This window comes from Massilistercora timonensis (assembly GCF_048354975.1).
Taxonomy (GTDB): domain Bacteria; phylum Bacillota; class Clostridia; order Lachnospirales; family Lachnospiraceae; genus Massilistercora; species Massilistercora timonensis.
Window position 1 is genome coordinate 1 of record NZ_DBGCJQ010000088.1, and the last position, 11,970, is coordinate 11,970.

Genomic DNA, 11,970 nt, shown 5'->3' on the forward strand with positions numbered 1-11,970 from the left:
GGAACCGGAAGGCCGGTTATCTGATGGGACAGGGCAAGTCCATGGAAGAAGCCATGAAGGAAGTCAATATGGTGGTGGAAGGCGTATATTCAACCAAAGCGGCGGTGAAGCTGGGGGAGAAATACGGAGTATCTCTTCCCATCATTGATAAGGTAAATGAAATTCTTTTCCAGGGGAAGGATCCAAGAGAGGCAGTCAACGAACTGATGCTCCGGGACAGCAAGACAGAGCACAGCTCCCTTACGTGGAAGGAATAAACGGACAGGATGAAGAAGCGGTATGGCCGGGAAAGGGCCATACCGCTTTTTCCTGCCCGGAGTTCTAAAAGGGATCGCCCTTACATACACTGTTACCAGCACAGCAAGGGGGTATTCGAATGAACACATTCCAACTCTATAAGGATATACAGGCCAGAACAAAGGGAGAGATATACATAGGAGTGGTGGGGCCGGTGCGGACCGGGAAATCCACACTGATCAAACGTTTCATGGATGTGCTGGTACTCCCGCATATGGAAGATGAGCATGAGAAGGCCCAGACCCGGGATGAGCTGCCCCAGTCCGCCTCCGGACGGACGATCATGACCACAGAGCCCAAATTTGTTCCAAAAGAGGCGGCTGAGATCTCCTTGTCGGAGGAGACCAACGTGCGGGTCCGGCTGATCGACTGCGTAGGATATATGGTGGAAGGAGCGTCCGGGCATATTGAAGGGGGACAGGAACGGCAGGTGAAGACGCCCTGGTTTGACTATGAGATCCCCTTTACCAAAGCGGCGGAGATCGGCACCCGCAAGGTGATCCGGGAGCACGCCACCATCGGCCTGGTGGTGACAACAGACGGAAGCATCGGGGAGATCCCAGGAGAGAATTACCGGGAGGCGCAGGAGCGGACCATCCGGGAGCTTCAGGAGATCGGCAAGCCTTTTGTGGTCCTTGTCAATTCCCGCAGGCCTCTGGGAGAAGAGGCGGGGAGACTGGCCCGGGAACTGGAGGAGACTTATGGGGTGCGGGCTTTGCCGGTGAACTGTGAGCAGCTGAAGGAGGAAGACATCTGCCGGATCCTGGAGGCGGTGCTCTATGAATTTCCGGTTTCAGAAGTCCAGTTCTTTATTCCCAGATGGGTGGAGATGCTGCCGGAAGATCACAGGATCCGGCAGGATCTGGTGGAGCATGCGCGAAAGATCCTGGACCGTCTGGAAGAGATCCGGGATGCGGCCGCAGGGATCCCGGCGCCGGAGAGCCCTTACATAGAAGATCTGCGGGTGGAGCATATCGGGATGGACACAGGATGTGTACGTCTCAGGATCGATGTGGGAGAGCAGTTCTATTATGAGACTTTAAGCGAGCTGACCGGCCTTCCCATTGGCGGCCAGTATGAACTGATCCAGGCCATGAAGAACCTGTCGGCGCTGAAGGCAGAGTATGAGGAGGTCAAAGATGCATTTGCCGCAGTGAAGATGAAAGGATACGGGGTGGTGAGCCCCCGGAGGGAAGAGATCAGGCTGGAGGATCCGGTGATCATCCGCCAGGGGAATAAATACGGCGTCCGGATCCATTCAGAAGCCCCTTCCATCCATCTGATCCGGGCGAATATCGAGACAGAGATCGCGCCTATCGTGGGAAATGAGCAGCAGGCTCAGGACCTGGTGGATTACATTAAGGAGAAGAAGGAGAGCGAGGGAGGTATCTGGGAGACTAATATCTTCGGGAAATCGGTGGAGGAACTGGTGATGGACGGGATGAGGAACAAGATTTCCATGATCGGGGACGCCAGCCAGGAGAAGCTGCAGGATACCATGCAGAAGATCGTCAACGACAGCAACGGCGGTCTGGTGTGCATCATTATTTGAGTGCTTGCAATCTTCGACCAAAAGCGTTAAAATGCTACTATGTGAGATACGTCAGGAGAAAATACGGAGGTACATTATGAGAATTGCGATCCTTACAGCAAATACAGATGTTTACAGAGAAAAAGAAGAAGATAAGGCAGGGATGGCTATCCGGCAGATCGTAGAGGACGCCGGATACCAGGTGGTATTCCAGAAAGCGCTCCCCACAGACCGTGAAGTGCTTGCCACTATCATGCAGCGGATGGCGGATAACCATCTGGCGGATCTGGTGCTGACTACAGGCGGCGCAGGCTGCGGGCCCATGGACTTTACGCCGGAGGCGACAATGGACGTGGCGGAGCGGCTGATCCCCGGAATCCCGGAGATGATGCGGGTCCACATGATGAAGCTGACGAAACGCTCCATGCTGAACCGGGGTGTGGCCGGGATCCGCGGCGATGTGGTGATCGTCAATCTGCCAGGGAAAGCAGGGGCGGCCAAAGAGTGCCTTTCCTACCTGCTTCCGGAGATCGCCCATGCGGTGGAACTGGTGAAGGGAGAAGCATAGAGGATGAAGATCACGTACCTTGACCACAGTGGTTTTGCGGTGGATCTTGGAGATAAGCTGCTGATCTTTGATTATTACAGAGGAGAGCTTCCTGCCGGGACGTCTGACAGGAAGCTTTATGTATTTTCCAGCCATGCCCACTATGATCATTTTCAGAAGAAGATCTTTACCTGGTCCAGGGACCGGGATGTGACCTATATCCTGTCTAAGGATATCCGGAAAAATGCTGCAGCGAAAAATGCCCCCGGCGAGGGTGTATATTACTTGGCGCCCCGGCAGGAGCTTACCCTGGACGGGCTTTCCGTGAGGACGCTTCGTTCCACTGACGCCGGCGTGGCCTTCCTGGTGGAGACGGAAGGAAAGACCATCTACCATGCCGGAGATCTGAACTGGTGGCATTGGGAGGAAGAGAGCCGGGTCTATAACGAGATGATGAAGCGGAATTACCGGTATGAGATCGGCAAGATAGAAGGACAGGCCATCGACGTGGCTTTTGTTCCACTGGATCCCAGGCAGGAGGAGCAGTATTACTGGGGCATGGATTATTTTATGAAGCATACGGACACAAAAGTAGTTTTCCCCATGCACATGTGGGGACATTATGAAGTCTGGGAGCGGCTTATGGAGAACCCTGAGGCATCTTCCTACCGGGACAAGGTGATGCGGATTACCAAAGCCCCCCAGGAGTTTGAGATTGGATAAGGAGAGAAACGAAATGCAGGTAGATATCTATACAGACGGAGCGGCCAGAGGGAATCCGGAGGGCCCCGGCGGCTATGGCACGGTCCTGGAATACCGGGACACCAAAGGAAATCTTCATACAAAGGAACTTTCCCAGGGTTACCGGAAGACCACCAACAACCGGATGGAACTGATGGCGGCCATCGCCGGGCTGGAGGCCCTGAACCGGCCCTGCCAGGTGAACCTTTACTCTGATTCCAAATATCTGGTGGACGCGTTTAATCAGCACTGGATTGAAAACTGGGTCAGAAAAGGCTGGAAGAGGGGCAAGAACGAACCGGTGAAAAACATTGATCTGTGGAAACGGCTCCTGGCTGCGAAGGAGCCCCATCAGGTGACGTTTATCTGGGTCAAAGGCCATGACGGCCACCCCCAGAATGAGCGGTGCGACGCGCTGGCCACCGGCGCGGCGGACGGAGAAGATCTGGCGGAAGATACAATTGATAATTGATAAATCCTGGTTTTTGTGATACAATCAGAAGCCGCGAGTAAGACAGGTGATCGCAGCTGCAGGGGCCGAAAGGCCGCAGATGAGGAAAGTCCGGGCTTCACAGGGCAGGATGCCGGATAACGTCCGGTGGAGGCGACTCCAAGGAAAGTGCAACAGAAATGTACCGCCTTCCCCAGGGGAGGTAAGGGTGGAAGGGCAGTGTAAGAGACTACCGCCCTGCTGGTAACAGCGGGGGCACATGTAAACCCCATCCGAAGCAAGGCCGAGAGAAGACGATGTGGCGGCCCGTCACGTCTTAGGTAGGCTGCTGGAGCCTGCCGGTAACGGCAGGCCTAGATAGATGATCACCCAACGACATAACCCGGCTTATCGTCTTGCTCGCGATTTCAGGTTTATCGCACGCTTTGTCAAGAGGCGGAGACCGGCGATTGCCAACTGTCCTGACAAAGGCCTGATAAGCGTTATGCAGCCTGCGGCCGGAAAGAAGATGGGCAGGCTTTGCGGATGTTCTGGCAGAATCAGAATGTACAGAAAGCGGAGTCAGCTCCTGCATAGAATTCGTATTGGAGCGTTAGAATCCGTTACAGAAAAACACAGAAGATCTCATGGGGAGATTTGACTTCCAGTCAAATCTGAAAAGAGTCTGAGCAGGGAAATCATCAGATTTCCCTGCGAATTACTCTGGTCATGAAATCTTCTGTGTTTTAATGTTAAGGATTCTTTGCGAACAATTTCGGATTTTCTGCAGGGGCTGACTCCGCTTTCGTGCGTCTGATTTCTGTCATGTCATCCCGACAAACCTATCTCCCGTGATATTTCTCTTCGCAGTACTTACACCGGTACACTTCCTTCTCCGGGTCTGTGAGCACGAAGATGTGATCCAGTCCCTGCTCGATGGAAGTGATGCATCTGGGGTTCTTGCAGCGGATCACGTTGGTGATCTCCTTGGGAAGGTGGAGACATTTCTTCTCCACGATCTCGCTGTCTTTGATGATATTGACGGTGATGTTGTGATCGATGAAGCCCAGGATGTCAAGATCCATGAAATCAATGGGGCACTCGATCTTCATAATGTCTTTGCGGCCCATCTTGTTGCTTCTGGCATTCTTGATGATGGCGACGCAGCAGTCCAGCTTGTCCAGGTGGAGATATTTGTAGATATCCATGCTGCGGCCGGCCTGGATGTGGTCCAGGACGAAGCCCTCCTCAATACGTCCGACGGTCAGTGTATTATTTACCATAATGTTTTGGCCTCCTTCTTATACCTCAATCTCCAACAGTGTCAGGATCAGCGCCATCCTTATATAGACTCCGTACTGGGCCTGCTTAAAGTAGGCGGCTCTTGGATCGTCATCCACCTCCACGGAGATCTCATTGACTCTGGGAAGGGGATGGAGCACAAACATATCCTTGGGGGCAAGCTCCATTTTCTTGCGGTCCAGGATGTAGAAATCTTTCATGCGCACGTAGTCTTCCTCATTGAAGAAACGTTCCTTCTGAACGCGGGTCATGTAGAGCAGGTCCAGATTGGGAAGAGCATCCTCCAGGCGGACTACTTCCTCGTAGGGCACCTGCTTCTGATCCAGTACATCTGAGCGAATGTAGCTTGGCAGACGCAGTTCCTCCGGCGAGATCAGCACGAAGCGGATCCCCGGATAGCGGACCAGGGCGTTGATAAGAGAGTGGACGGTACGTCCAAACTTCAGGTCTCCGCACAGGCCGATGGTCATGTTGTCCAGATGGCCTTTGAGGGAACGGATGGTGAGAAGGTCTGTCAGGGTCTGGGTGGGATGCTGATGTCCGCCGTCACCTGCGTTGATCACCGGGATCCGGGAGTGCCGGGCGGCTACCATGGGAGCGCCTTCCTTGAAATGGCGCATGGCGCAGATATCGGCGTAGCAGGAGATGGTGCGGATGGTGTCCGCCACGCTCTCTCCTTTGGCTGCGGAGCTGGAATCAGCGGTGGAGAAGCCGAGCACGCTGCCGCCCAGGTTGAGCATGGCCGCCTCGTGGCTGAGCCGTGTCCTTGTGCTGGGCTCATAGAATAAAGTGGCCAGTTTCTTTCCCGCGCAGGCATGGGCGTATTTCTCCGGATTCGCCTCAATGTCCGCCGCCAGGTCCATCAGATGGTCCAGTTCTTCCACAGAAAAATCCAGTGGGCTCATTAAGTGTCTCATAAAAACCTCCTTTGAAGATCTATCAATATTCCGTTGCGATTCTGGGATATTGCATATTTGAAATAAGATTGGAAATGCATTGAAAATCTTTCATACATCATATACTAAACGGGAAAGTTTTTCAACGCCTGGGGAGAATTTTTTCCAAGGCGGCCCTGGTCTTGTAGATTTTATGAGGAAAATGTATTATAATACACTTTAGTTTTGCGAAAAAGGAGATAAAATATGGCATCTTTGGGAGAATTAAGAGCACAGCTGGATCAGGTGGACGATGAGATCGTAAGGCTTTATGAAGAGCGGATGAAGCTCTGCGAGGCAGTGGGAGAATACAAGGTGCGCACCGGCTCCAAGGTCTTCGACCGGCAGCGGGAGCGGGAGAAACTGGCGGATGTGGCGGCAAAGGTCTCCACGGATTTTAATAAAAAAGGGGTGCAGGAATTGTACCAGCAGCTGATGTCCATGAGCCGGAAGCTTCAGTATCAGCAGCTGGTCCAGGCGGGAGCCCTTGGCAGGCTTCCCTTTATCCAGATCGATTCTCTGGACAAGGAAAATGCAAGGATCGTATTCCAGGGGACGGAAGGAGCCTACAGCCAGGCGGCCATGCAGGCGTATTTTGGAAAGGACTGCAACAGTTTCCACGTGCGGACCTTCCGGGACGCCATGTACGCCATTGAAGAAGGAGCGGCGGATTACGCGGTGCTCCCCATCGAGAATTCCACTGCCGGGGCGGTGGCCCAGATGTATGATCTTCTGGTGGAGTTTGAGAATTATATCGTAGGAGAGACCATACTCCCCATCACCCATACCCTGGCGGGGCTGCCGGGAACAGATCTTGGGGATATCAGACGGGTCTACTCCAAGGCGGAGGCTCTGATGCAGACCAGCCGTTTCCTGGACGAGCACAGCGACTGGCAGCAGATCAGCGTGGCCAACACAGCCATTGCCGCCCAGAAGATCCTGGAGGACGGGGACAAGAGCCAGGCGGCGGTGTGCAGCGCCTATGCGGCCAGGATCCACGGACTTAGCGTGCTGAAGGAAGGGATCAACGATGACGCCGGTAATTCCACCCGGTTCATCGTGGTCACCAACCAGAAGGTGTTCTTAAAAGAAGCCAGAAAGATCAGCCTTTGTCTGGAACTGCCCCATGAGAGCGGATCCCTTTACCATCTGTTATCTCATTTTATCTATAATGATCTGAACATGACCAAGATCGAATCCCGGCCTATTGAGGGGCGAAGCTGGGAATACCGGTTTTTCATTGATTTTGAAGGAAATCTTGCGGAAGCAGGAGTGAAAAACGCTATCCGGGGTCTACGGGAGGAGAGCCGCAGCCTGAAGATCCTGGGAAATTACTAGAAAGAGGGTGAAGGATATGAGAGTTAATGAACTGATGATCTACAAGAACATAGAAGAAGGGGAAGTCCTGCAGGACATGGCTTTCCTTATGGAGAATTACGACAGTGATTTCTATAACCAGGAGGATCTTAAAGGCCTTCTTTTCGACACGGCCAACCAGATCCTGGAACTGGCGGTGAGCCATGGGTTTGAGGGAAATCTCTGGCATACTTATCTCACCTTCCTTCTGGCCAATCATGAGAACGCTTACAGCACCTCCTGCGAGATCGTAGGGGAGATCCAGGGGACCATCAATGAGGCGGCCCTCCATGATTTCCAGATCTTCAAGGAATTGTTTGATTATGACTTCCGGGAAATGGAAGAGAAGCTGGGAGCAGAATGCATCTCCATGCTGTCCCGCTATCAGGGGACGAAGGGATATGGAAATGTTTACAACCAGAGGATCCGGGACCGGATCTGTGAGCTGGCGGTCCATCTTGCAGAGGCGGAGACGGCGGAGACCTTCAAATCTACCCTGACCCAGTTCTACAAGGAATTTGGCGTGGGGAAATTCGGTCTTCACAAGGCATTTCGTGTCGAGCACACGGAGGAAGGAGTGGAGATCCTGCCTATTACCAAGATTGCCCATGTCCATCTGGACGACCTGGTGGGATATGAGATTGCCAAGAAGAAACTGATCGACAATACAGAAGCATTTGTAAAGGGGAGAAAGGCCAACAACTGCCTGCTCTTTGGAGACGCGGGCACCGGGAAATCCTCCTCCATCAAGGCCATCCTGAACCAGTACTATGACCAGGGCCTTCGGATGATCGAGGTCTACAAGCACCAGTTCCAGGACCTGAACGATGTGATCGCCCAGGTGAAGAACCGGAATTACAAGTTTATCATCTACATGGACGACCTGTCCTTTGAGGAATTTGAGATTGAATACAAATATCTGAAGGCAGTGATCGAGGGAGGCCTGGAGCGAAAACCGGACAACATCCTGATCTACGCCACCTCCAACCGGCGCCATCTCATCCGGGAGACCTTCCGGGACAAGGAGGAGCGGGACGAAGAACTCCACTCCAACGATACCGTCCAGGAGAAGCTTTCTCTGGTGGCAAGATTCGGAGTTACCATCTATTTTGGGAAACCAGACAAGAAAGAATTCCAGGAGATCGTGCGCCAGCTGGCAAAACGGAACGAGATCCGGCTTCCCGAGGAAGAACTGCTGCGGGAAGCCAATAAATGGGAGCTGAACCACGGCGGGCTCTCAGGCCGTACCGCCCAGCAGTTCATCGACTATCTGGCCGGCACGCTGGAAGCCTAGTCCTCAGGCGCTTCGTTGATCTGTGAGATATCGGAGTCAATGACCAGGGAGTAGTTGGTGTAGTACACCACGAAACCAGGCTTGGCTCCGTTTGGTTTTTTCACATGTTTTTTCTCCACATAGTCGATCTCCACTTTGTCGCCGCCCCGGTTCTTGGAGTAATAGGCGGCCAGCCGGCCTGCCTCCTCGAAGGTCCGGTCCGGGAGCTCGTCCCCGCCGGTTTTGACGATCACGTGGGAGCCTGGGGCGCCCTTGGCGTGGAACCACCAGTCATTTCCGGAGGCGAAGGAGAAGGTCAGTTCATCGTTCTGCAGGTTATTTTTCCCCACATACATATCATATCCGTCGCTGGAGATGTAATGGAGAGGCCGGCTTGTGATCTTTTTCTTCTTCTGGCCGGGGCGTCTGCGGATGTAGCCGCTGCCTGCCAGCTCGTCTTTGATCTGGGACAGGTCGTCTTCATTTTCCGCGATCTCCAGGGCGTTGGCCACGGATTCCAGGTAGGAGATCTCCTCACCGGTCTCCTGGATCAGCTGGCTTAAAGCCTCATAAGTCCGCTTCAGTTTATTGTACCGGGAGAAATACCGCTGAGCATTTTCCTGGGGCGTCCGGGCGGGATCCAAGGGGATGGTGATCTCTTTGCCGTCATAGTAGTTAAGGGCCGTAAGTTCTTTGGCCCCCTCCGGGAGGCTGTAGCCGTAAGTGTTGATCAGCTCGCCGTAGACCCGGTACTGATCCCGGCCTTCGGTGTCTTTGAGCTGGCGGAACTGGAGGTCGTATTTCTTCCGGTTCCGCTCCAGAGCTGTGTGGACGATGTGCCGCAGATCCGCGCTTTTCTGCCGGATCCGGGTGAGGGCGTTGCGGGAGGCATAGTAGGTGGCCAGCATCTGGGAAACAGAAGAAAACTCCCGGGTGGTATAATCGCTGTAATGGGTCATGGGAAGGACCGAGAAATCCTTTGGCATCTTCCCGTCGTAGTAGATGACCGGATGGAAGGCTCCCTTCCGGATGTCTTCCATATAGTAGGAGAACTGCCGGTATAAATGTGTCAGCACATCCGGGGACAGTTCTCTTGCAGGAAGGGAGGAGTCGATCCCTGCAAGGGCGCAGATCTCCTCGGCCGCGGCGGGGCTTATGCCGGTAAAGCCGGTGTAAAGAGCCTTGCCAAGGGCCGCAGCCTTTGCAAGAAGAGTCTGGATGAACCGGTCCTTGTCCACGGTCAGCGGGTCTTCTTTGCCCATGGTGTCCGGAATAAAATAAGTCCGTCCCGGCAACACTTCACGCACAGAACTCATCTGGGCGGACACATGCTTGATGCTGTCGATGATCTTATCTTCCGTGTCGCAGAAGATAAGATTGCTGTGTTTTCCCATGATCTCCACCATCAGCTTCTTGCGGCAGGGGTCCCCCAGTTCGTCCAGATGCTCAATGTCCAGCCGGATGATCCGCTCCAGCCCGGGCTGGGAGATATCCACGATCCGCCCGTTCCCGATATGCTTGCGCAGAAGCATACAGAAGTTGGGAGCCGTCATGGGGCTGGGCTTATTGTCCTCCGTCAGATAGATAAGGGGGAGGGATGCGCTGGCAGAAAGGTAGAGTCTTTTCTGCCCTGCAGGCGTCTTTATGGTGAGAAGAAGTTCGTCCGCCTCCGGCTGGGCGATCTTGGCGATGCGTCCCTGGCAGAGAGCTTCCTTTAATTCCTGTACGATCGCGGCGACCGTGATCCCGTCAAATGCCATAGTGATATTCCTTTCCTGGTGAAGAATCCGTTCACACCCATACTTCCAGCCAGATGCGCAGTGGCTACGGTGTGAGTGGTAACGCTTTGGGTTCCAGTATACCACGGTTGACGGGAATTGCCAAATGGCTTATAATAATGCGGAACGAAAACGGATGCATTATGCAAAGAAATGGAGTTTGTTATCATGATAAGAAGCATGACCGGCTTCGGGCGCTGTGAGGTGGCCGACGGAGAACGTAAATTTACCGTGGAGATGAAAGGCGTGAATCACCGCTATCTGGATGTGAACATCCGGATGCCCAAGAAGCTGAATTTTTTTGAGACTTCTATCCGGAACCTTCTGAAGAAGAGGATCCAGAGAGGGAAGGTGGACTTGTTTATTTCCTATGAAGACCTGTCGGAAGGGCAGGTGTCTCTGAAATATAACGAGGCGCTGGCCCAGGAATACCTTGATTATTTCCGGCAGATGGAGACTACCTTCGGGCTGGAGAATGATGTCCGGGTATCCACCATTTCCCGGTGTCCGGAGGTGCTTACCATGGAGGAGCAGGCCCTGGATGAGGAGGAACTGTGGAACGGCCTGGAGAAGGCCCTGAACGGAGCCATTGATCAGTTTGTGGAGACCCGTACGCTGGAGGGTGAGAACCTGAAGAAGGATATCCTGGAGAAGCTGTCCGGAATGCTGGAGCTGGTAGGATATATCGAAGAACGGGCGCCCAGGATCATCGCAGAGTACCGGGAGAAGCTGGAGGCCAAAGTGCAGGAGCTTCTGGAGGATACCCAGATCGAGGAGAGCCGGATCGCTGCGGAGGTGGTGATCTTTGCCGATAAGATCTGTACCGATGAAGAACTGGTCCGCTTAAGAAGCCACATCGTACATATGAAAGAAACCCTGGAATCTTCTGACAGCGGGATCGGCAGGAAGCTGGATTTCATCGCCCAGGAAATGAACCGGGAGGCCAATACCATCCTCTCCAAAGCCAATGACCTGGAAGTCTCCAATGTGGGCATTGATCTGAAGACGGAGATCGAGAAGGTCCGGGAACAGATCCAGAATATTGAGTAGAAAGTAGAGGGATTTGCATGAGCAATAAAGGAATACTGACGGTAGTATCCGGTTTTTCCGGGGCAGGCAAGGGGACCATCATGAAGCGGCTGATGGAAAAATATGACAATTACGCCCTTTCTGTTTCCGCCACCACCAGAGCCCCCCGGCCGGGTGAGGAAGAGGGAAGAGAATATTTCTTTCGGACGGTAGAGGAATTTGAAAAAATGATTGCGAAAGAGCAATTGATAGAGTATGCTAAATACGTGGATAATTATTACGGAACGCCCAGAGCGTACGTGGAAGAGGAGCTTGAGGCAGGAAAGGATGTGATCCTGGAGATCGAGATCCAGGGAGCCCTCAAGGTGAAGGAGAAGTTTCCGGAGACCCTGCTTCTCTTTGTGACGCCGCCGTCGGCCCGGGAGTTGAAGGACCGGCTGGTGAAGCGGGGGACAGAGTCCATGGAAGTGATCCTCTCCCGGATGGAGCGTGCCAGAGAAGAAGCCAATGGCATGGACAGGTACGACTATCTGGTGATCAACGATGTGCTGGAGGACTGTGTGGACGAGGTCCATAAGATCATTCAGGGAGAACACAGGAAAAGTTTCCGCAATATGGATTTTATAGAGAAGATGAGACAGGAACTGAAAGGAGAATAAGAGAATATGCTGCATCCATCTTACACAGATTTAATGAAGGTTGTGAACAAGGACGTAGAAGAGGGCGAGACCAAGGTGGTCAACAGCCGGTA

At 53.4% G+C, this 11,970-nt stretch carries 12 protein-coding genes and 1 other RNA gene; 10 read left to right on the top strand and 3 right to left on the bottom strand.

The genetic code is table 11. The annotated features are described in order from the left end of the window. The 6 genes from ACML7B_RS08030 to rnpB form a co-directional block, all read left to right on the top strand. The coding region (locus tag ACML7B_RS08030) for an NAD(P)H-dependent glycerol-3-phosphate dehydrogenase (RefSeq protein ID WP_418540485.1) at positions 1-257 on the top strand (257 nt) is incomplete at its 5' end. Positions 258-376: 119 nt separating this feature from the next. Next, complete coding sequence (spoIVA, locus tag ACML7B_RS08035) at positions 377-1,849, top strand: stage IV sporulation protein A (protein ID WP_418540486.1); 1,473 nt, start codon at positions 377-379, stop codon at positions 1,847-1,849. Positions 1,850-1,925: 76 nt separating this feature from the next. Further along, positions 1,926-2,396, top strand: coding sequence for a MogA/MoaB family molybdenum cofactor biosynthesis protein (locus tag ACML7B_RS08040; RefSeq protein ID WP_346708600.1), 471 nt, complete (start codon positions 1,926-1,928; stop codon positions 2,394-2,396). 3 nt (positions 2,397-2,399) lie between these two features. Further along, entirely contained in the window at positions 2,400-3,098 is a 699-nt protein-coding gene (locus tag ACML7B_RS08045; RefSeq protein ID WP_418540488.1) for an MBL fold metallo-hydrolase, read from the top strand. A gap of 13 nt (positions 3,099-3,111) precedes the next feature. Further along, a complete protein-coding gene (gene rnhA / locus ACML7B_RS08050; RefSeq protein ID WP_106788530.1) occupies positions 3,112-3,588 on the top strand; it encodes a ribonuclease HI in 477 nt (158 codons plus the stop codon). 34 nt (positions 3,589-3,622) lie between these two features. Beyond that, positions 3,623-3,973, top strand: an RNA gene (gene rnpB, locus ACML7B_RS08055) — RNase P RNA component class A. Between the two features lie 415 nt (positions 3,974-4,388). Here rnpB and ACML7B_RS08060 read toward each other — a convergent pair. Together ACML7B_RS08060 and pyrB are read right to left on the bottom strand one after the other, a co-directional pair. Next, positions 4,389-4,829, bottom strand: coding sequence for an aspartate carbamoyltransferase regulatory subunit (locus ACML7B_RS08060; RefSeq protein ID WP_106788529.1), 441 nt, complete (start codon positions 4,827-4,829; stop codon positions 4,389-4,391). 18 nt (positions 4,830-4,847) lie between these two features. Beyond that, positions 4,848-5,765: an aspartate carbamoyltransferase gene (pyrB, locus tag ACML7B_RS08065; RefSeq protein ID WP_346708598.1), complete on the bottom strand. Its 918-nt coding sequence runs from the start codon at positions 5,763-5,765 to the stop codon at positions 4,848-4,850. A gap of 225 nt (positions 5,766-5,990) precedes the next feature. On the opposite strand from pyrB, the gene ACML7B_RS08070 reads away from it, so the two are divergent. Beyond that, positions 5,991-7,121 (top strand): bifunctional chorismate mutase/prephenate dehydratase, encoded by a 1,131-nt coding sequence (locus ACML7B_RS08070; RefSeq protein ID WP_418540491.1) that lies wholly within the window; start codon positions 5,991-5,993, stop codon positions 7,119-7,121. A 16-nt stretch (positions 7,122-7,137) separates the two neighbouring features. Then, the gene (locus ACML7B_RS08075; RefSeq protein ID WP_346708596.1) at positions 7,138-8,433 is read left to right on the top strand and encodes an ATP-binding protein; all 1,296 of its coding nucleotides are present in this window, start codon (positions 7,138-7,140) and stop codon (positions 8,431-8,433) included. Here the strand turns inward: ACML7B_RS08075 and ACML7B_RS08080 are convergent. Beyond that, entirely contained in the window at positions 8,430-10,172 is a 1,743-nt protein-coding gene (locus ACML7B_RS08080) for an Rqc2 family fibronectin-binding protein (RefSeq protein WP_418540493.1), read from the bottom strand. The genes ACML7B_RS08075 and ACML7B_RS08080 overlap by 4 nt on opposite strands. A 186-nt stretch (positions 10,173-10,358) precedes the next feature. Here ACML7B_RS08080 and ACML7B_RS08085 point away from each other — a divergent pair, with 186 nt between their 5' ends. Together ACML7B_RS08085 and gmk are read left to right on the top strand one after the other, a co-directional pair. Beyond that, positions 10,359-11,240 carry a YicC/YloC family endoribonuclease gene (locus ACML7B_RS08085; protein WP_106788524.1) on the top strand — a complete coding sequence of 294 codons (882 nt, stop codon included), beginning with the start codon at positions 10,359-10,361 and terminating at the stop codon, positions 11,238-11,240. A gap of 17 nt (positions 11,241-11,257) precedes the next feature. Beyond that, positions 11,258-11,878, top strand: coding sequence for a guanylate kinase (gene gmk / locus ACML7B_RS08090; RefSeq protein WP_418540495.1), 621 nt, complete (start codon positions 11,258-11,260; stop codon positions 11,876-11,878). Positions 11,879-11,970 lie beyond the last annotated feature (92 nt).